Origin of the sequence: Bacillus sp. 179-C3.3 HS (genome assembly GCF_047229225.1) — a bacterium.
In the GTDB taxonomy this organism is placed as follows: Bacteria; Bacillota; Bacilli; order Bacillales; family Bacillaceae; genus Bacillus.
Genome location: NZ_JBFEFT010000001.1, coordinates 62,271 through 81,505, shown reverse-complemented (window position 1 = coordinate 81,505; position 19,235 = coordinate 62,271). Strand labels below are relative to the sequence as shown.

Sequence of the window (19,235 nt, the reverse complement as noted above, 5' to 3'; positions counted from 1 at the left end):
AAATAAGTCACTAACTATTATATAGTTTAGTTACTAAAAGTAACAAGGTGTACATGACAATCATTTTTTTAAAAACGTTTGAACATGCAATTGCATATAACATGAGGGAGATGACTGAATTGAATTCAAATACAATTGAACAACTACGATTAGGTGTAACAGAATTACATGTGTCCAACTTTGAGCGTTCTTTACCTTTTTATACAGACATATTAGGATTTACTTTATTAGAACAAACAGAGACAACGATGACTCTAGGGAACAATGCAAAGGAACCGATCCTACTATTAAAAGAGGATGCACAGCTGAAAGACAAACCTGAGCACGAGCCAGGACTTTATCATTTTGCGATTTTATTACCTACTAGAAAAAGTTTAGGCACATGGCTGGCACATGTGATCAAAAAAGGCTATCCTTTAATTGGAGCAAGTGACCACTTTTTCAGTGAAGCCATTTATTTAAATGATCCTGACGGGATTGGCGTAGAAGTCTATACGGATCGCCCTGAAGATGTTTGGGTTGATGAAAATGGAGAGCTAAAAGGTGGCGGCAATGCCCCACTTGATGGAGATGGTATCCTGCGTGAAGCAGCAGATTCCACTTGGGATGGTCTACCGGCTGGCACAGTCATGGGACATTTACACTTCCATCTCAATCCTGAAGAGGCAAATTCGTTTTATGTGAATACGCTCGGTTTCAACATTCGTATGGCTCCTCCAGGGAGTTTGTTTATCGCTGCTGGTGTTTATCATCACCACCTAGCCTTTAATGCATGGGGACGTGGGAAAAAAGGAACCATTGATCCAAGTTATTCAGGTATCAGAAGCTATACACTCATTTTCCCAGAAGAAACCGATAGACAGTCCGTTGTCGACAGACTAGAGACATCAGGTGTAAAAGTAGAGAAAGTAGGAAACACCCGCGAATTTGTTGATCCATTTGGCGTTCTCATTCGTTTACAAATTGAAGAAACTGACCAAAAAGAAGGTGCAGAATTTGGACAAACAAACTGATATTAAAACAGCCATTTTAAAAGATAAAATTAAACGCGTCCAGCAAGAAGACGGTTATATCTATATCACTGGACCGATTAAACTACCTGTCAATTTAGATGGTAGAACCGTCATTTTCAATTGGTATTCTTGGTTAAAGGACGATGGAAAAGAAGCATTATCAGATGAAGCGTTAATTGAAAGCCTCGCTTCTCGTCAGCTAGCAGATCATCAGCAATCAAGTGTCCTTGTCTATGGTGACTTTGAGCATGCAGATGAAGCATTCATCCGCATGCACTCCATCTGCCATACAGGCGATATTTTCGGAAGCAAACGCTGTGACTGTGGATTCCAATTAAAGCAGTCTATGCGGATGATTGAGGATAATGGGGCAGGCGCTATTTTCTATCTAGCGAATCATGAAGGGCGCGGGATTGGTCTTTTCAGTAAAGCCATGGCTTATATTCTTCAAGAAAACGGCTACGATACTGTGGAAGCAAACGAAGCGCTTGGGTTTGAAGATGACACGCGTCAATATGAAGATGCCATTGCCGTTCTTCAAACACTACGAACAAAACCAGTCAGACTCATCACCAACAACCCGAAAAAGACAGACGCTATTAGTCATGCAGGCCTTTCACTTTCTGGACGAATCCCACTTTGGGGTGATGTCTCAGAATTCAACGAAAAATACTTGCAGACAAAAATTAACCGCTCCGGCCATATGAAAGCGGACCAAGAGGTGCATACGATTGCCACATCATGAGCGATATATGAAGCTAGCCCTTGAAAATGCTAAGGCCATGAGGGGGCAAACATCTCCGAACCCGCTCGTCGGGGCTGTGATTGTCAAAGATCATGAAATCGTAGGCGTCGGTGCCCATATGAAGTCAGGAGAACCACATGCTGAAATTCATGCACTCAAAATGGCTGGTGAAAAGGCAAAAGGAGCAACGATTTATGTGACCCTTGAGCCTTGTTCACACCACGGCCGAACAGGTCCTTGCGCTGAAGCACTTGTCAAAGCTGGCGTAGAAACTGTTGTCGTTGCAGCTCTTGATCCTAATCCACTTGTAGCTGGTCGTGGAATCGCCATTTTAAAAGATGCAGGGATTCAAGTGATCACAGGTGTGTGTGAGCAGGAATCCATTCTAATGAATGAGGTATTCAATCACTTTATTACGAAAAAAACACCTTTTGTAACGTTAAAAACAGGGATTACCTTAGATGGGAAAATTGCCTCTGCTACTTCTGATAGCAAGTGGATCACATCAGAGACATCCCGCTACGATGCCCACCATATCCGCAGTATCAATGATGCGATTTTGGTCGGTGCCCAAACCATTATTCATGATGATCCTTCATTAACAGCGCGGATCCCAAATGGACATCATCCGATACGCGTTGTCTTAGACTCTAAGCTGTCAACGCCGCTCACGGCAAAGGTCGTGACAGATCAGATCGCACCCACATGGATTTTTACAACAAAGCAAGCAGATGAGGAAAAACGTGCAGCCTTAGAAGCTGCTGGCGTCAACGTCTTTATGACAAGTGGAGATAATCGAGTGCTTTTACAAGACGTAATGCATAAGCTTGGAGAACAAAATGTCTCCTCACTTATGATTGAGGGCGGCGGTCAAGTCAATGCCTCGTTTTTAGAGCAACAGCTCGTTGATAAACTCGTCATTTACATGGCACCAAAGCTGATTGGTGGAAAACTCGCTCCTTCCTTTTTCGGAGGCGAAGGCATACTCCTGATGAGTGATGCCATTGAATTGGACGACCTCTCCATTGAACAGTTAGGGAAAGATATCAAAATAACGGGTTATCCCGTCTATCAATAATAGGCTGTCGAGATTGTTCGACAGCCTTATTTTCCTTACATATTGTCTACTACTCTATTCTCTCTAAAAATTCAATTCGATTTCCAAATGGATCATCTACGTAGAATCGGATGGCTCCCTCCAAAGGCTGATCTTCTTTTATGTCAATTTTATTTTTGAGTAATGACTCTTTTACATCTGATAAACTCTTTACATGAAAGGCTGGATGGGCTTTTTTTGCGGCTTGAAATGGGTCTTGGATACCGATATGAAGCTGATGATGACCGCATTGAAACCATACACCTCCACGTGTAGCTAGATGGCTAGGCTTACGTATTTCCTCCATGCCTAAAACGTCTCCAAAAAACCACCTTGCTTTCTGTTCACTATCTTTTGGGGCAGCTAATTGAACATGATCATTCCAATGAAGTTCGACATCGTTTCTCTCCCTTTTATTCGTTTTTTATGATCACTTTTGAAAATCACGTTAGTTCCGATCCTGTGATTGTCGATTCACTGAAGTATGTTCGTGAAACTTGTCGTAATTTGTTTCATGTGAAACATCTGTGATCTGAATGATCTGATCTACGAATTCCCCTCTACTAACCTGCCAAAGCCTTCCGGTGAAAGTCCTGGTGAAATGCGAATGCGATGTAAGGACATCATGCCTTGATCCTTTTTTGCATGTCCAGGCTCAGTCGTGACAGCCATTTGGTAACCTGCTTCCTTCGCTAGCTTCAGTGTATCTTCGTTATAGCGTCCGACTGGATAACTGACCATTCTAGTCTGTTGGGAAAAACGTTGATCAAAGAAAGTCTTCGACCCTTTTAGTTCTTTTTCCTGTTGTTCTTTTGATAAACGATTCAGCTCTAAATGGTGAGTCGTATGACTCTCAATGGATATACCATGAGCGATCATCTCATCCATTTGTTCATCTGTTAAGTGATGCGGACGTCCAATGGACTGCTCGATCATAAAAATGGTTGCTTTCATTTCATATTTCTTCAATATCGGAAATGCCTTTGTGTAATTATCGGTATACCCGTCATCAAACGTAATCAGGACACATTTTTCACTTGGTTTTTTTCCCGTTGTTAGGACTAGATACGCTTCTTCTGGGGACAACGTGACATAATCATGATCTTTTAACCATTTCATATGAGCCGCAAATTCACTCTTCGGCACGCGTAACGAGTTGCCATTAGAGATGCTATGATACATTAAGATCGGAAGCTCAATGGGTTCTTTTTGCTGTATCCACTTTTGTGTTTCTCCTTCTTTCTCGGTCACTTCTGTTTGTTGACTCTGCTTTGTCTCTTCTGCTTGTAATAGATTGTCTTCCTTTTTATCTACTTGCTGGTGTTCTTTTGTATCCTTCTTCATTTCCATACAGCCAGAAACGAGCAGCCATACTAGAAAAACAACCAGCATCATACATATTTTCTTCATTCATCAACCCTGCTTTCTCTATATCCAACTGATTATAACAAATATTCACTCCCTGTCTGATACCTATTTCGTCAGCAAACGATTTGTTCTATAAGTCATAAACTTTTATGATCATTCGGGAACTTTTTGAACGACCAAACGTATATGTTTATGAAACAAGAGGAGGTTGATCCATATGGGAATCATTACAATATTTATCGTGATCTTTTTGGTCATCATGTTACTGAACAGCCTGACATCAAACCATAAGCGCTCATCTAAAGGTCATGTGCATCATCACAGTTCAACATCGAGTGGAAATCATGATACATATACACACCACGCTTCAGACGTCTCATGCAGCAGTGATTCTGGTGGGGGCAGCGATGGCGGCGGTGGCGGATGCGACTAAAGTTCGCCAATAAAAAACAGCCGTCGATTAGACGGCTGTTTCGTTTATGATTCTATTAAAGAGCTTTCCAGCCCCGTTCAATTAAATGTTTGACATCCTTTGCAAAATCTTCGCCTTTTTCCATCATATCTTGGGCTCTCCCCGCAAAATTACTAGCGACAGCAAGCTCCATTTTTTTTAATTCGAAATGTAGGATTTTTTGGTCAATTTCACTAATGTATTGTTCATATTCATGATTCAAAATATCCTGCATGGCACTATAAGCTTCATTTCGAAGAAGATGAAAGTCTGTTCCCCTCTCACCTTTCCATGACGTATCAAGAGCAGGCTTCTTTATTTCCTTTATGTCTGACTGTGCAAGATCTTGCTCTGTTTGAATATTGCTTTTTGCTGTCTTTAGCCGAGAGATCATTTCATCAAATTCTGCACGTTTATTCTCAATTCCCATATGCAGATGGTGCAACATCTCGGATAAGCTCATGTCATCCACCTCTATCGGAACTCATACGTAAGCGCTGCGTCAAAACCAATGGAATGTAGCAAAACCGCCTACTTTTCCGATTCTGATGGTTTCTTCGCTTTCCATTATCTCTAGTATAAGGTGAAAAGCATTGGGCTTAAATAGGGAAAAGGTGTCTTTTTAGCAAGTGGCTTGGAAGAGAAACGGAAAAACATAAGGTCCTACATCCTTATTTTTATATAATTCTAAAGGACTATATTCGTTCTTCATATGACTCTTTTAAAAACACATCTAAGACAATGGACCTCTGTTTATTTAGCGGCAATTGCTTCGTCTTGTTCTTTTAGTGTCTTCACATTAGAGCGTGTATCCGAAACATTTTTAGTTAAAGCTTTTTTAAAGTCAGCGACCATGTTGTTGATCTTATCTTCTCGAGACGTCCATTCCGTCACAAAGTCCAAGTTGTTTTGTCCTGCTTTATCTGCTGCTTTTTTCATCGTTAATGCATCGACTGCTGTCGAGACTTCATCTAGTTTTTCCATGACTGTTTTGTAGTTTAATTTAATTTGTGTCATTTATGATGTCCTCCAGATTTGTTCATCGAAAATAGCTTAGAAACTGCTCCACGCTTTTGAGATCAAACGTTTTGCATCTTCCAATGCGTCTTCCCCTTTTTCAGCAAGACGTGCGGCATCCCCAGCTAAGGAACTGGCAACCGATAAAGCAGATAATTCTAATTCTAATGTAGTGATTTTAAATTCGATTGAGCTCACGTAACTTGGATATTCATCGTTAACGATTTTCTTCAGCTCATCATGTGCTTCGTTTCGTGCTGATTTGAAATTTTCGCTTAGATCACCTTTCCAAGAGGACCCTAGCTTTGGTTTCTTGATTTGCTTCAAATCGGTTTCCGCCGCATCTTGTTCTTTTTTAACCTCTCTTTTCGCCGTTTTGAGTCGAGAGATTTTCTCTTCAATTTCTGATTTTCTACTTGAAATGCCACCGTTCAGGGCAGAAAGCATATCCGATAAGCTCATAGGGGGTTCCTCCTCCTGTCAAAAATAAAAACGCTGCTTAGAGTTGATCTAAACGAGCGTACTGGTGAATAGCTCTTTTTCCAATATTGTTATTATAAGGTTAAAAGACTCATGTTTGAATAGGCTTTTATACTCTTTTTATGTCATATATATGCTATTGATTCGACCATCATCACACCTTAAGACCTCTTTTATACAGGGTATAATGTCATGTTCACGACCTATTCACCACATATAGTGATTAAGTCTTAGGACAAACAAAAGCCACTCAACGAATGAGTGGCTTTTGTTTTTAAGAAACCGATTCTTCTTTTTGTTGTTGATTTTTGGTGTACCAAATAAATTTACCTGTGTATCCGTAAATGATCGCAAGACCGATCGCCACAAAGCTCATCCACATAAATGGTAAATACGCAAATGTGGATACACCTAGAATCCCCGCCATATAAATCCCGTTGTCAGACCACGGAACCATCCCAGAAGTGAGCGTTCCACCCACTTCAGAGTTCCTAGACATGACACGTCGATCTAGTTTTAATTTATCATAGCTTTTCTCCATAATTTTCGGAGTTAAGATTAATGATACGTACATCGCACAACCAAAAACGTTTGCAAAGAATGCGACAATGATTGTAGATAACGTGACATTACCTGCATTATGCAGTTTTTTCTCAAATGTAGAAACAATGACCTTTAAGACACCTAGATGTTCAAGTACGCCACCAAAACCAAGTCCTAAAATGATGACAACAAGCGAGCCAAGCATATTCACCATTCCGCCACGGTTTAACAGTTGATTCAGGAAATCTACATCTGTTTTGATCGAAAAACCATTATACGCCGTTCCAAGTGCGTCACCTGGTTGCATTCCTTGGAATGCCATTGCCCAAACTGCACCTAATAATGCACCTACTGCAATCACTGGAAGCGATGGTTTTTTTAAAGTGAGCAATAACACAACGATCAAAGCAGGAATCAACATCCAAATATTAATATTAAATGTATCTAGCAACGAACTTTTCAAAAACTCTACTTTTTCTTGATCAATATTTTTACCACCGTAGATAAAGCCCGTTACCGTAAACATGATAGCCGTAATGACAAAGGCCGGAATGGATAAAACCATCATGGCTCTTACATGTGCAAGCACGTCCACTTTTGAGAGAGAGGATGCTAGCACCGTACTATCAGATAATGGAGAGAGTTTATCTCCAAAATATGCACCAGATAAAACCGCACCCGCTACAATTGGCAATGGGATGCCTAAGCCTTCACCGATAGCAATCATTGCGATACCAGCAGTTCCAACTGTCCCCCATGAAGTACCAGTAGCCACAGACATAATCGCACAAATAATCAGTGTTGCTAATAAGAAGATATTAGGATGGATAAATTCTAACCCATAGTAAATAAGTGTAGGAACAATTCCACCAGCAATCCATGTACCGATTAAAGCGCCGACAGCTAATAAGATCAGTACTGCTTCTAAACCATTGGATATCCCTTTTGTAATGGCTCCTTGAAGGTCTTTATAAGAATGACCTAAACGCAAACCTAGTGCAATCACAATAAACCATGAAATGAATAGTGCAAGTTGAATATCAAGTTCGAAATAAATCGTAAATGATAAAACTGTTACTAAAAATAAGCCTAATACAAAAATAATCTCTCCTATAGACGGCAGACGTGGTGGTTTCATAATGTTTCCTCCCTTTATGTGTGCGTTAAGCGTTTTCAAAATATTGTGAAAAAAGTGCGTCAATTCGAAAGAAAGTGAATTGCCTGTTTTTCTCTCTCTTTACAGGCAATTCAAGATATCAATAAAATAAAATTTTTGATATAACTATCGCTCTAGCAGCTCTTGTCCCGCAATACCAGGCTTTGTCATCTCGTAAGGATTTAGAATAATATCAAGCTCTTCTTCCGTCAGTACATCATTTTGCAAGCACAGTTCTCTAATGGATTGTCCCTTTAGAATGGCTTCTCTCGCTATTCTCGAAGCGGCTTCATAGCCTAAGTGAGGGTTCACAGCAGTGATCACACCTGCACTCTTTTCTACATACTCCTTCAAACGCTTTTCATTCGCTTCAATGTCCGCTAAACAGTGATTAGTAAATGAGCGGAATCCGTTATTCATTATACTAATAGATTGAAGCAAGTTAAAGACCAACACAGGTTCCATTACATTCAACTCTAGCTGACCCGCTTCAGAAGCAAGACAGATGGTGTGGTCATTCCCAATGACCTGGAATGCGATTTGGTTAATCAGCTCTGCCATGACTGGATTGACTTTCCCAGGCATAATAGATGATCCCGGCTGACGGGCTGGTAACGCAATCTCTGCAAGACCTGCGCGTGGACCAGATGCCATTAAGCGAAGATCATTAGCGATCTTAGACATGTTCATCATACATACTTTTAATGCGGCAGAAACTTCTGTGTAAGCGTCTGTATTTTGCGTTGCATCAACGAGATGCTCTGCACCTACTAACGGTAGACCAGAAATATCAGCGAGCTTTTTCACCACGATTTCAATATAACGAGGGTCTGCGTTTAAGCCTGTCCCAACCGCCGTTGCACCCATATTCACTTCATATAAATGCTGTTTGGATTGGTTGATACGTTTGATATCACGACTTAGCACTCGACTGTATGCTTCAAATTCTTGTCCTAATCGAATCGGAACGGCATCCTGCAGGTGCGTACGTCCCATTTTAATCACATGATCAAATTCTTTTGCTTTCTTTTGAAACACATCATGCATCGCTTGCATTGTCTCAAGTAGGATATCGAGCTGTTTTAAAACCGCAATATGGATAGCAGTCGGGAATGAGTCATTTGTTGATTGCGACATGTTCACATGCGTGTTTGGACTTAAATGAATATATTCACCCTTTTGATGTCCCATGATCTCTAGGGCTCTGTTGCCAATCACTTCATTGGCATTCATATTCATTGACGTTCCGGCACCGCCTTGAATTGGATCTACAATGAAGTGTTCATGGAGTTTGCCTTCAATGACTTCATCAGAAGCTTGAACGATGGCATTTCCAATTCCTTCATATAAACGTCCCACTTCCATATTGGCTTGAGCTGCTGCTTTTTTGACGATAGCGAATGCTCGAATGAGTTCCTCATGCATACGGTACCCTGTAATCGGGAAGTTTTCTTTTGCACGAAGCGTTTGAACCCCATAATACACATCTGCTGGAATTTCTTTTTCACCAAGAAAATCCTTCTCATAGCGGTAAGTTGCTTGAACCATCTCATATGACCTGCTTTCTATAGAATAGTTAAATCACTAAATCTTCGGCGATCGGCGTTTCCATAATCTTCTTCACTTCTCTAGGATCTGTTGTTTTCCCTAGTGCCCACATGAGTTTCGGCACGATCGCTTCTGTGTTCATGTTTCTTGAACGCGCCACAAGTTCTTGGTTGATCTTACGTCCGACCTCATACACACTCATGTCCTCACCTTCTTCTAAACATTGAGTCGTGATGACGACAGAAATACCTTCTTCGAGCAATTCATTAATTTTTTCTAAAAGGTTTCTTCCTTCGAATGGAATTCCACCACTTCCGTAACTTTCAAGCACGAGTCCTTTATACACACCTTTGATGGCATCTAAAAACTCTGGCTTAAGACCCGGATGCAATTTTAACAAACAAACATCTGTATTCAATGAAGCGTCTAATTTAAGCGGTTTCATTGACGTTCTTTTTACTTTGCTATTGTATTCAATTTGATGGTTTTCAATTGAAGCAATATATGGGTAGTTAATACTTTCAAATGCATCATAGCTTTTCGTTCTGAGTTTGATCGCGCGCGTTCCTTGAATCACTCGTCCATCAAAGACGACATACACGCCACCTACACCGTCACATGCAAAACGGATGGCGTCTGTGATGTTCTTCTTGGCGTCTGTTTTCTTAAATGTGATGGGGATCTGTGATCCTGTAATCACTATCGGCTTATCTGGGTTTTGTAGCATATAGGAAAGGGCTGCTGACGTGTAAGCCATTGTATCCGTTCCATGAGTGACAACAAAGCCATCATAATGATCGTAATGTTCATAAATCGCTTCTGCGATATCAACCCAGTATTCAGGCTGCATATTTGTACTATCTATACTCATCAGGGACTTCGTGTCCATTGTATACTCTGCATTAATTTCGTTTAAATAGCTTAAAAGGTCTTCGGCTTTGACACCAGGAGCTAAGCCATTTCCACTTTCTACAGATGCAATCGTTCCACCAGTGGTTAAAAGCAATAGTTTCTTCAACAAGTCCACCTCTTTCAGTAAAATTACTCCGTTTGTCACACATATTATCAACTAGCTTGTGCTATTCTATTATATACGCTTATCGCGTACCTTTAATGTCATTATAGTCACATAACGCGAATTAATCAAGAAATTATTACGCATTACGCGTACACTCTTTGTCAAAATATGATATACTGTTGTTGAAAATAAAGGAGCGTTCATGTATGATACTCGATCGTTTAACCACCCTTAGAAAAAAGAAAAAATGGTCTCTCCAGCATACGGCAGATCGCTTAGGGATTGCTAAAAGCACCTATGCCGGTTACGAATCTGGGTACAGAAGGCCTTCGCTTGAAGCAGTGAAATTGCTGGCTGATTTGTATGATACTTCTATTGATTTTTTGCTTGGTAGAACGGACGAGCCAGAGATTCAGCGTAAAATCTCCGATATCAAAATTGAACTGACTGAAGCAAAAGAAGGAACGATCCTCGTAGACGATGTTCCACTAACAGATGAAGAAATCAAACAGCTTGTTGCCTTTATTCGCGCGAAAAACACGCTGAAAGTATAAAAAAGAGAGGCTGCCTATCCTACAGGTGCCTCTCTTTTCCTTATGGAGGAGATAGCTGATATAACTCCTCTAACCGCCGTTTGGCTTCTTCTTTATTAAATGAACTATAATACCGATAATTTTCATCATCTAAAATGCGGTAATGCTGGCTGAGCACGTTTTGTTGCAGACGAAACGCACCTTTTGTCACAGACGTTCGCCACCATACCTTTCCACCAATCGTACGTTCAATCGAGAGATGCAATTCATCATGTGCGACGACTTCCAGAATTTCAAGCGGATCATCTCCAAGCGTCCCTTTTAAAATGTCACTATCCCTAAATAAAGCACAGACGGCTGCAGATTGCGTCCAGTTCAGGCGCAGCTTGTTCTTTTCAACCTGCTGTAAATGCCGTTTCGATAAGCCGAGCACCTCCGCCATACGGTGTTGCGTATAATCTTTTTCTTGTCGAATCCGTGCCATTTGTTCTGTGACGAGGTCAATTACCATTTCTTTGTCCATCTCTCATCACCTCTTACATGTTCAGTCTATACTGATGATCATACATGATTTCACAGAAAAAGTGGCGTCCCACCCTATCGAGGGATGTTTTATCGTTCATCCATCCGCTCTTCCGCTTCGCCATGCTGTTGCCTCCAGTTCTTCTTCGCTGTTTCATTGAGGTACGGGTAGATCTCTTGCTTGACAGTTCCCTCAAATACTTCTTCATCTAAAATACTGTACGCTGGGATCTTGACTAACTTTCCATCCATTTTGCGAACAAGCACATCCATGAACAGATAGCCTCTCACAGTGTGGCGATGTCGTTTCATATCAATTGATTGAATCTCATGAAAAGGAATGGCTTGCTGACGATACAAGACAGCCCCTTTTTCCCCGCGCTGAATGCGAAAGATCACATTCCCTCTTTTCGTAAAAGCGGGGAGGATCATTAAAAAGGAAATAAACCCATAGACAATCCCTAATAAACCACCTAAAAATAAGAACAATGTATAATTTGATTCAAATGTCAGTGCTTCTGAAAAAAGCCAAATACCAATGATACCGAAGCCACCTGTTGCTAAGAATGCCCATACCCTTAAAAAGGTTCTGCTTCTCACTTCAATTACTTCACTTGGATTCAAGCGTCATTCTCCTTTTCTCCACTAAAATATAGAACGTAATCCGTCTCTATGAGCCGTCTCAATATGAAATTCGTTTTCCTTGATGCCAGATACTAGCCAAGAATGTCTTTTTCCCGGAATCACAAACATCATGGATTGTACATCAGGCATATTGTCTTTGTCATAGGTGACCTTCATGAGAGAGTCCATCTTCCCTTTTCTCTCCCATACATCTGCGACAAACGCCTTCACAAGATCTTGATTCTCTGCTTTTTGTAGGAATGGGAGTTTCTCATCTTTTCCTTCGCTTGCTTGTTCTAATAACCCTTCGAATTCTTCCGCATGCAGTGTGATCACAGGTACGCGGTCATGGCTCATTTGAATATTCATAAAGGAAGTGACTTGTTCCTCTGCTTGCTGATCATCCGCCAGCCTTTGGATCTGGTGCACCTGCTGATCGTATAACGTATGATGCATATACATACCGGTCTGTGTCTTATGAAAAGATGTACTGACTTCTTCACCTGTCTGACCAAATGTTGAAGCCTTGATGGTGTACGTTGCATCGTTCATCGCCTGAATGAAATGCCGATAATCTGCTTTATAACGATATTGTCTATTACGAAATTCGAGTACATCTTTTGCAAGCAAAGAACGACAGGCAATTTCAAACAAAAAACCAAGTCGCTCATCCTCTAATTCTGGATAATATGCTTCCTTTAACGACATCCCCTGCTCAAAATAGCCTTCACTATAAAAACTAAAGATGAGTTCTTCGATACTCAGACTTAGCTGATTCAATTTGATCTCTCCTTATCCAAAAGAAAATGCTCCCTTAAGGAAATCACCAGCACCCTTGATAAGAGAGTTTGCGGTTTCTTTTGTTTTTTCGATTCCTTTATGTATGGCCTGATTCGCCTGATGAATGGTGTCATTGACAGCCTTTACACCTTGTCCAGCAAGCTCAAAGGCTTTTTTTCCATGATCCACGACTGCATGAATCGGATCTTTGAGTTTCACCGCAACTTTTTCTGCAAAACCGGATGTAAATTTGGCGACTTTTTCACCAATAAATCCACCGACGACTGATCCGATTGTTCCTCCTACAACTGTTCCAATCGGTCCTGCAAAACTTCCGAGCGCACCGCCGACAACTGCACCTGCAACGGACCCTCCAGCGATAAAGACCGTATTATTGACTGCATTACCAACAGCTTTGGCGTTTTCACGTTTGAGTACCTCAGGCTGATCACCGAATTCTGCATAGTTCTCTGCAATTTTCAAGCCGCACCCAACGGTTTCCGTCGCACCTGTCACCACCGTTGCAATGAACGCATTTCCTTTCGCAAATTTTGAACCCGTTCTCAAAACTGATTTTAATCCAGCCGTATCCTTCCAATTGATCCTTCCTTTTGTAAAATCACGCACACTATTTGTAAATGCGACTGTGTCGTCTGGAAAAAACTTCGTAAATTTCTTATGGACCAAATCAGCCATTGACCAGTTCGATCTTTTTAATAATTCTTTTTTACTCAGCCAAATCCTTGCAGCTCGGTCAAATCTCGTTCCTTCTACCCGGCTTGTCACATCAATGAGTAACTTTGAATGTTGCGCGGCATATCGGCCATTTTCTTTTATAAAGGTCGTCATGCCAAGGCCGTAATATTTTGCCTGCATCATCATTATTCCAGTTAAGCTGGTAAGTGTTCCATATTGATCATAGATGCGATACATTTTCCTTAATACATCATCTGCCTCGACCATCTTATCTACAGCATGTCGAATCGCAATGTCATCACTGCTCAATTTGCTGATTAATGCATTCCCAGCGCTCCACGCATCTCCAACTCCAGAGAAACAACTTCTATACCGTGGATCACAGCCTAAAATCAGCGTATCCAATTCACGCTGTAACTCATGGTGCTTTGTCTCAATGGCGGAAAGCTCTCCAACGAAATCATTCGCCAGCCCTGTCAGCTGATCTGGATTAACCGCAATGCTATTTGCCATCGCCCTCATCTCCCTTCTCTGCTTCTCTCTCTCCGTTCTTCTCGTCTTTTCCTCTCAAGCTCTTCCATTCTCGCAATTTCAGCTTTTCGCTCTTCAATTTTCACTGCCGCTTCTCGCAGTTCCTGACTCGTTTCAAGCAAGTCTTTCTCAAATTGATCGTAGCGTGTGGCCGTTTCCTCAAAGCTCTGATCAAATTTTTTCCTTGCTTCTCCTTGCCAGCCTGACCCTACTGCCTTCAGCCGATTCTCCAGCAACTGCTTTGACTGCCGCATTTCATCTGCCGCTTCCTGATACTTTTGAGCGAGTGCCAGCGTTTGACTAGAATCCAACTTTCGCACCTCTTCCTCCTAAATTAACGTACAAATGGATGATTTTATATGTCCTAATTATAATTAAAAAGACACCCAGAAAAATCACCCTAAAGAACCATTCAGCACATCGCAACAATCGAGTAGGTCTTTTTAACCCCCTTCTTTCCCGGAGAAAACTCTTCTCAATTTGAAGCGCATTCAAGACATGATAAAATGAAGATATTCTACTCAAAGGAGTGACACATAGATGAAGGACGAAATGATCCAACGTTTCACTAGTTATGTGAAAGTGGATACCCAATCTGACGCAGATCAAGAAAGTTGTCCATCGACTGAAGGTCAGCTGAATTTAGCAAAACAGCTTGTGGAAGAAATGAAAGCCATTGGTATTCAAGAAGTCACAATGGATGAGAATGGTTACGTGATGGGGACGATCCCATCTAATACAGATAAAGACGTACCGACCATTGGTTTTCTGGCTCATGTCGACACTGCCACAGACTTTACAGGCAAGAACGTTAAACCGCAGCTCCATGAGAATTATCAAGGCGGTGACATCACATTAAATCAAGATCTACATATCGTTTTATCTCCAAAACAGTTTCCCAATTTACAACATTACAAAGGACATACGCTCATCACAACGGATGGCACGACCTTGCTCGGTGCAGATAACAAAGCAGGCATAGCAGAAATTATGACAGCGATGCATTATCTCATTTTGCACCCTGAAATCAAACACGGTAAGATTCGTGTCGCTTTCACACCAGATGAGGAAATTGGCAGAGGGCCACACAAGTTTGATGTCGATGCATTTGGCGCATCCTATGCCTACACCATTGACGGAGGACCACTTGGCGAACTTCAATATGAAAGTTTCAATGCAGCCGGTGCGAAAGTGTCTATTAAGGGAAACAACGTTCATCCCGGAACAGCGAAAGACAAGATGGTCAGTGCGGCTAAAATTGGCATGCTCTTTCATAACAAACTTCCTTCTGATGAATCTCCAGAGTATACAGAAGGATATGAAGGCTTTTACCATCTGACAAAGTTTGTAGGCGAGGTAGAAGAAGCAGAATTACAGTACATTATTCGAGATTTCGATAAAGAAGCATTCAACAACCGAAAAGCCCTTTTCGAAAAGATTGCCAATGACTTAAGAGCGATCTATGGCGAAAAGAGTATTACGCTCAATATTCAAGATCAGTATTATAATATGAGAGAAAAAATTGAGCCGGTGAAACATATTGTGGATATTGCCTATGAAGCGATGGAAAACCGATCTGTCACACCTGTCATAGAACCAATTCGTGGCGGTACAGATGGCTCTCAACTTTCATATAAAGGTCTTCCTACCCCTAACATCTTTACTGGCGGGGAGAACTTCCACGGAAAATATGAATTTATCTCTGTTGAGAACATGCTGAAAGCCACTGAAGTCATTGTTGAAATCGCCCGTTTATTTGAAGAAAAAGCATAGACATGTTTAAAACCGTTCCTGTTCGGGAACGGTTTTTTAATAAAAGTTTACAATTTTCTGAAACTTTTATGACAATTATTCGTACTAATAGAGACAACCCCAGAAAAATTCTTCTTGACGAGTGATAAAACTGGAAATATAATAGTTAAAAACAACCAGTATTTTAGTCCTATTACAACAAGAGATTTAATCCATAAGAACTAAAATCATGTTACTTCTTATTTTCAGTTATACACATCACTCACCCTGTCTACACTAAAGAATAGGATGAATTGGAGGAATGTCATATGATGATTTTGTTCATTATCGCTTCACTTTGCTGCTACTTACTATTCTCTTTCAAAAAAGATAACCGCACACCAAAACGAAAAAGCGCAGAGCTCTCAGAATTTGAAATCTTCCGTATGCGCCGCCACTACAACGGTAAACGCCGCCATCCACTAAACAATACACCCAAACAAGTTTAATTTTGAAAAGAAGAGCCTGCTAAAAGGCTCTTTTTATTGATAAGTCATCAAAAAAGCGACCATTTAAAGTGGTCGCTTTTTCATTATTTATACACTTTTGCTGGAACTTGAATGACAGGGATTCCTTGAGAATATGGTGCAATCTCATACGGCTGGAAAACGACTGCAAGTCCCTTTTTCGTGAAATAAAACTGTGTGTTGTCGTTGATTTCAATGTCACTCTTTTTCAAATTAGAATAAAATTTACTCTTATGTTTCTTCGTATACTTGTAGATATAGTCTCTCACTTTTGTTCGTTTTTTCTTTGTTTTTACAACATCAGTGAAGTATACGTATTTTGCCTTTTTCTTTGTTAATACATAGTTCATACTGCTAACGATTGTATCCCCATGATTCCCACCATCATTGATAAAATCATAGTTTAAAATACTCAATTTTTTTCCATCATTAAATTTTGTTTTAAAAGATCTTTCATAAGTGACCTTCCCAGTTCGATTCTTTTTTGCTTCGTCTCTTAAATACTCATAAATACTATAGGAAAATGCCACATCTTCTTTTAAATCACGGTTGATCGTTTTCGTTTGTGACTTGCTTAGGTTTTTCACCTGTGCATATTTAAACGTTTTTTTCTTTTTATAATAGTGTGTGCTTACTTTTGCCTTTTTCGCTTTTGCATCTACTGATCCAACTGGAGCAAATAGAGAGGCAATTAACGAAAAGACAAGCAGGCCTATTGTGATGCCTTTTTTCATACTCATAGTAAAAACCCCCATTTTTCTATGTTACCAAATGATTATACCATGACGAAAGAACCAAAAGAAGCATTATTTGCCAATTGATGAACTTTTTTAACATCGGGTTTGTTTACCATTCTCATGAGTTCCTGTATGCTTTATATAGAATGTTAGATGAAATGTGGTGTTTATCATGGAAGAGAATATTTTTAGTCATATACGGACAACTTTCCACAGTTTGTCCCCAACTCAAAAAAAGATCGCTGATTATATTTTGCAAAATCCCCAAAAGGTTGTGCTTCACTCAATTAGCGCACTTGCTGCAGAATGCAACACGAGTGAAACGACGATTTTTCGATTTTTACGGAAGATTGGCTATGAATCATACCAAGTTTTTCGTGTCCATGTCGCACAGGATATCGCCACCAACACACCTCAATCAATCTATGGAGAAATTGAGGCCTCTGATAGTGTGGCAGACATCAAGCATAAGGTCATCGAATTAACAACAAGCTCAATTCAGGACATGAAGCATATTTTAGAAGATCAAGCAGTGACTCAGTTTATTGAGCAAATAAAACGTGCAAATAAAACGGTCTTCTTTGGAGCAGGCGCGTCCAGTTTTATCGCTGGCGATGCTTATCATAAGTTCCTGCAGCTCGGCTTTGAAGTGACCCTGTGCAGTGATCCTCATATGATGAATATGATTGCGACTCACGCAACCGAGCATGATTTCATTGTTGCGATCTCTCACTCAGGTGAGAGTAGAGAGATTCTGGATGCCGTGCAATTTGCAAAAGAAAAAGGGGCAACCATCGCCTCAATCACAAGCTACCCGAAATCAGAGCTCGCAAAGCTTTCTGACTTTCATCTGCTTAGCTCATCGAGAGAAACCACCTATCGTTCCGACTCCATGATCTCCCGTATTAATCAACTAGTTATTATTGATGTACTGTATGTTTCGGCTGTTTTAGAACTAGGTTCAAATGCCATTACAAACGTCAAGCGATCCCGTTTAGCCGTTGCTAAAAATAAAACATAAACCCCAAAGACCAGAGTGATTCTGGTCTTTTTCCATGCTTTTACCCATATTTTCCGTTGACATGCTCCTCTCTCATCATGTACATTAAGTTCACAATAGTTTATTTCCTACTGTAGAAAACAAAAGATAGTATATAAACTAACAAAAGGGGATAAGAAAGCGCTTTATAAAATACTTCCCTTAATAGGAGGCATACAAATGGCACAGAAAATCGGATTTATCGGACTTGGAATTATGGGGAAACCTATGGCTTTGAACCTATTAAAAGCCGGCTATACTGTTACTGTTTTTGATATTAATCAAGAGGCTGTCCAAGTATTACAAGAAGCCGGTGCAGAAGGTGCGGGTTCAGCTGCTGAGGCAGCAATTGAAAGCGATATCATAATCACAATGCTACCTAAAGGGGAGCATGTTGAAGCAGTTGTTAAAGGGGAAAATGGGATTTTAGCAACGGCTAAGCCTGGCACAACGATCATTGATATGAGTTCAATTTCACCCGTTACCTCTAGAGCACTAGCTGCTCATGCAAAACAGCATCAAGTTGAATTTATAGACGCACCAGTTAGCGGCGGGGAACCGAAGGCGATTGATGGAACACTGGCCATTATGGCTGGTGGTGAAGAAAAGGTGTTTGAACAAGTGAAAGATGTGCTTCATGCCATGGGCAAAGATGTCGTTTTAGTTGGAGCGAGTGGAAGCGGAACAACAGCCAAGCTTGCCAATCAAATCATCGTCAACTTAAATATTGCAGCGATGTCCGAGGCACTCGTTCTTGCTGCTAAATCAGGCATTGCGGTTGATAAAATGTATGAAGCGATCCGAGGTGGACTAGCAGGAAGTGCGGTACTCGACGCAAAAGTCCCTCTCATTTTAGAACGAAACTTTGAGCCTGGTGGGCGCATTGATATCAACCTGAAGGACTTAACAAACGTCATGGAAACAGCACATGACATTGACGTTCCACTACCGCTCTCTAGTCATCTACTAGAAATATTCCACGCCCTCAAAGCCGATGGAAAAGCTGGACTTGATCACGGTGGAATCATTCAATATTACGAAAAATTGGCGCACGTTGAAGTCAAGAAAGGATGACCAATC

22 protein-coding genes and 1 pseudogene are annotated in these 19,235 nt (G+C 40.8%); 9 read left to right on the top strand and 14 right to left on the bottom strand.

The window, feature by feature from the left end:
* Positions 1-119: 119 nt before the first annotated feature.
* The 3 genes from AB1K80_RS00405 to ribD are packed head-to-tail and all read left to right on the top strand — an operon-like array spanning position 120 to position 2,836.
* Positions 120-1,013, top strand: a complete 894-nt coding sequence (locus tag AB1K80_RS00405; RefSeq protein ID WP_412854642.1) for a VOC family protein — start codon at positions 120-122, stop codon at positions 1,011-1,013.
* Positions 997-1,758: a GTP cyclohydrolase II gene (locus AB1K80_RS00400; protein ID WP_412854641.1), complete on the top strand. Its 762-nt coding sequence runs from the start codon at positions 997-999 to the stop codon at positions 1,756-1,758. Before AB1K80_RS00405 ends, AB1K80_RS00400 begins: the two co-directional genes overlap by 17 nt.
* On the top strand, positions 1,745-2,836 hold the full coding sequence (ribD, locus tag AB1K80_RS00395) for a bifunctional diaminohydroxyphosphoribosylaminopyrimidine deaminase/5-amino-6-(5-phosphoribosylamino)uracil reductase RibD (protein ID WP_412854640.1): 1,092 nt from the start codon (positions 1,745-1,747) through the stop codon (positions 2,834-2,836). The genes AB1K80_RS00400 and ribD overlap by 14 nt, the downstream gene beginning before the upstream one ends.
* A gap of 49 nt (positions 2,837-2,885) precedes the next feature.
* On the opposite strand, the pseudogene AB1K80_RS00390 reads toward ribD, so the two are convergent.
* Both AB1K80_RS00390 and AB1K80_RS00385 read right to left on the bottom strand, forming a co-directional pair.
* Positions 2,886-3,253, bottom strand: a pseudogene (locus AB1K80_RS00390) (VOC family protein).
* A 147-nt stretch (positions 3,254-3,400) separates the two neighbouring features.
* Entirely contained in the window at positions 3,401-4,264 is an 864-nt protein-coding gene (locus AB1K80_RS00385) for a polysaccharide deacetylase family protein (protein ID WP_412854639.1), read from the bottom strand.
* 175 nt (positions 4,265-4,439) lie between these two features.
* Between AB1K80_RS00385 and AB1K80_RS00380 the strand changes: the two genes are divergently transcribed.
* Positions 4,440-4,655, top strand: coding sequence for a hypothetical protein (locus AB1K80_RS00380; protein ID WP_412854638.1), 216 nt, complete (start codon positions 4,440-4,442; stop codon positions 4,653-4,655).
* A 55-nt stretch (positions 4,656-4,710) separates the two neighbouring features.
* On the opposite strand, the gene AB1K80_RS00375 is transcribed toward AB1K80_RS00380, so the two are convergent.
* From AB1K80_RS00375 to AB1K80_RS00350, 6 genes are all read right to left on the bottom strand, one after another.
* Positions 4,711-5,136 (bottom strand): DUF5082 family protein, encoded by a 426-nt coding sequence (locus AB1K80_RS00375; RefSeq protein WP_412854637.1) that lies wholly within the window; start codon positions 5,134-5,136, stop codon positions 4,711-4,713.
* Between the two features lie 290 nt (positions 5,137-5,426).
* Positions 5,427-5,690, bottom strand: a complete 264-nt coding sequence (locus AB1K80_RS00370) for a YwqI/YxiC family protein (protein WP_412854636.1) — start codon at positions 5,688-5,690, stop codon at positions 5,427-5,429.
* Between the two features lie 36 nt (positions 5,691-5,726).
* A complete protein-coding gene (locus AB1K80_RS00365) occupies positions 5,727-6,152 on the bottom strand; it encodes a DUF5082 family protein (RefSeq protein WP_412854635.1) in 426 nt (141 codons plus the stop codon).
* Between the two features lie 292 nt (positions 6,153-6,444).
* A complete protein-coding gene (gene nhaC, locus AB1K80_RS00360) occupies positions 6,445-7,851 on the bottom strand; it encodes a Na+/H+ antiporter NhaC (RefSeq protein ID WP_412854634.1) in 1,407 nt (468 codons plus the stop codon).
* 144 nt (positions 7,852-7,995) lie between these two features.
* Positions 7,996-9,417, bottom strand: a complete 1,422-nt coding sequence (aspA, locus tag AB1K80_RS00355; RefSeq protein ID WP_412854633.1) for an aspartate ammonia-lyase — start codon at positions 9,415-9,417, stop codon at positions 7,996-7,998.
* A gap of 28 nt (positions 9,418-9,445) precedes the next feature.
* Complete coding sequence (locus AB1K80_RS00350; protein WP_412854632.1) at positions 9,446-10,435, bottom strand: asparaginase; 990 nt, start codon at positions 10,433-10,435, stop codon at positions 9,446-9,448.
* 206 nt (positions 10,436-10,641) lie between these two features.
* Here AB1K80_RS00350 and AB1K80_RS00345 point away from each other — a divergent pair, with 206 nt between their 5' ends.
* Positions 10,642-10,989, top strand: a complete 348-nt coding sequence (locus AB1K80_RS00345; RefSeq protein WP_412854631.1) for a helix-turn-helix domain-containing protein — start codon at positions 10,642-10,644, stop codon at positions 10,987-10,989.
* A gap of 40 nt (positions 10,990-11,029) precedes the next feature.
* Here AB1K80_RS00345 and AB1K80_RS00340 read toward each other — a convergent pair whose 3' ends face one another.
* The 5 genes from AB1K80_RS00340 to AB1K80_RS00320 form a co-directional block, all read right to left on the bottom strand.
* The gene (locus tag AB1K80_RS00340; RefSeq protein WP_412854630.1) at positions 11,030-11,491 is read right to left on the bottom strand and encodes a transcriptional regulator; all 462 of its coding nucleotides are present in this window, start codon (positions 11,489-11,491) and stop codon (positions 11,030-11,032) included.
* An 89-nt stretch (positions 11,492-11,580) separates the two neighbouring features.
* The gene (locus tag AB1K80_RS00335) at positions 11,581-12,114 is read right to left on the bottom strand and encodes a YfjD family protein (protein ID WP_412854629.1); all 534 of its coding nucleotides are present in this window, start codon (positions 12,112-12,114) and stop codon (positions 11,581-11,583) included.
* A 21-nt stretch (positions 12,115-12,135) separates the two neighbouring features.
* Positions 12,136-12,894, bottom strand: coding sequence for a hypothetical protein (locus tag AB1K80_RS00330; protein WP_412854628.1), 759 nt, complete (start codon positions 12,892-12,894; stop codon positions 12,136-12,138).
* 12 nt (positions 12,895-12,906) lie between these two features.
* Positions 12,907-14,103, bottom strand: coding sequence for a DUF6861 domain-containing protein (locus AB1K80_RS00325; protein WP_412854627.1), 1,197 nt, complete (start codon positions 14,101-14,103; stop codon positions 12,907-12,909).
* A 5-nt stretch (positions 14,104-14,108) separates the two neighbouring features.
* Positions 14,109-14,375 carry a WXG100 family type VII secretion target gene (locus AB1K80_RS00320; protein ID WP_412854876.1) on the bottom strand — a complete coding sequence of 89 codons (267 nt, stop codon included), beginning with the start codon at positions 14,373-14,375 and terminating at the stop codon, positions 14,109-14,111.
* A 286-nt stretch (positions 14,376-14,661) separates the two neighbouring features.
* Between AB1K80_RS00320 and pepT the strand changes: the two genes are divergently transcribed.
* Both pepT and AB1K80_RS00310 read left to right on the top strand, forming a co-directional pair.
* Entirely contained in the window at positions 14,662-15,894 is a 1,233-nt protein-coding gene (gene pepT / locus AB1K80_RS00315) for a peptidase T (protein WP_412854626.1), read from the top strand.
* A gap of 287 nt (positions 15,895-16,181) precedes the next feature.
* Positions 16,182-16,361: a hypothetical protein gene (locus tag AB1K80_RS00310; protein ID WP_412854889.1), complete on the top strand. Its 180-nt coding sequence runs from the start codon at positions 16,182-16,184 to the stop codon at positions 16,359-16,361.
* Positions 16,362-16,444: 83 nt separating this feature from the next.
* Here AB1K80_RS00310 and AB1K80_RS00305 read toward each other — a convergent pair whose 3' ends face one another.
* A complete protein-coding gene (locus tag AB1K80_RS00305) occupies positions 16,445-17,119 on the bottom strand; it encodes a DUF3298 domain-containing protein (protein WP_412854625.1) in 675 nt (224 codons plus the stop codon).
* A 160-nt stretch (positions 17,120-17,279) separates the two neighbouring features.
* Here AB1K80_RS00305 and AB1K80_RS00300 point away from each other — a divergent pair, with 160 nt between their 5' ends.
* Both AB1K80_RS00300 and garR read left to right on the top strand, forming a co-directional pair.
* Positions 17,280-18,137, top strand: coding sequence for a MurR/RpiR family transcriptional regulator (locus AB1K80_RS00300; protein ID WP_412854875.1), 858 nt, complete (start codon positions 17,280-17,282; stop codon positions 18,135-18,137).
* Positions 18,138-18,335: 198 nt separating this feature from the next.
* On the top strand, positions 18,336-19,229 hold the full coding sequence (gene garR, locus AB1K80_RS00295) for a 2-hydroxy-3-oxopropionate reductase (RefSeq protein WP_412854624.1): 894 nt from the start codon (positions 18,336-18,338) through the stop codon (positions 19,227-19,229).
* Positions 19,230-19,235: the final 6 nt, after the last annotated feature.

Excerpts from the sequence above, each read along its gene's own strand:
- AB1K80_RS00340 (WP_412854630.1), bottom strand. The coding sequence starts at position 11,491 with ATGGACAAAGAAATGGTAATTGACCTCGTCACAGAACAAATGGCACGG.
- AB1K80_RS00370 (WP_412854636.1), bottom strand. The coding sequence starts at position 5,690 with ATGACACAAATTAAATTAAACTACAAAACAGTCATGGAAAAACTAGAT.
- nhaC (WP_412854634.1), bottom strand. The coding sequence starts at position 7,851 with ATGAAACCACCACGTCTGCCGTCTATAGGAGAGATTATTTTTGTATTA.
- aspA (WP_412854633.1), bottom strand. The coding sequence starts at position 9,417 with ATGGTTCAAGCAACTTACCGCTATGAGAAGGATTTTCTTGGTGAAAAA.
- AB1K80_RS00385 (WP_412854639.1), bottom strand. The coding sequence starts at position 4,264 with ATGAAGAAAATATGTATGATGCTGGTTGTTTTTCTAGTATGGCTGCTC.
- AB1K80_RS00305 (WP_412854625.1), bottom strand. The coding sequence starts at position 17,119 with ATGAGTATGAAAAAAGGCATCACAATAGGCCTGCTTGTCTTTTCGTTA.
- pepT (WP_412854626.1), top strand. The coding sequence starts at position 14,662 with ATGAAGGACGAAATGATCCAACGTTTCACTAGTTATGTGAAAGTGGAT.
- AB1K80_RS00375 (WP_412854637.1), bottom strand. The coding sequence starts at position 5,136 with ATGAGCTTATCCGAGATGTTGCACCATCTGCATATGGGAATTGAGAAT.
- AB1K80_RS00320 (WP_412854876.1), bottom strand. The coding sequence starts at position 14,375 with ATGCGGCAGTCAAAGCAGTTGCTGGAGAATCGGCTGAAGGCAGTAGGG.
- AB1K80_RS00325 (WP_412854627.1), bottom strand. The coding sequence starts at position 14,103 with ATGGCAAATAGCATTGCGGTTAATCCAGATCAGCTGACAGGGCTGGCG.
- garR (WP_412854624.1), top strand. The coding sequence starts at position 18,336 with ATGGCACAGAAAATCGGATTTATCGGACTTGGAATTATGGGGAAACCT.
- AB1K80_RS00310 (WP_412854889.1), top strand. The coding sequence starts at position 16,182 with ATGATGATTTTGTTCATTATCGCTTCACTTTGCTGCTACTTACTATTC.
- AB1K80_RS00380 (WP_412854638.1), top strand. The coding sequence starts at position 4,440 with ATGGGAATCATTACAATATTTATCGTGATCTTTTTGGTCATCATGTTA.
- AB1K80_RS00345 (WP_412854631.1), top strand. The coding sequence starts at position 10,642 with ATGATACTCGATCGTTTAACCACCCTTAGAAAAAAGAAAAAATGGTCT.
- AB1K80_RS00365 (WP_412854635.1), bottom strand. The coding sequence starts at position 6,152 with ATGAGCTTATCGGATATGCTTTCTGCCCTGAACGGTGGCATTTCAAGT.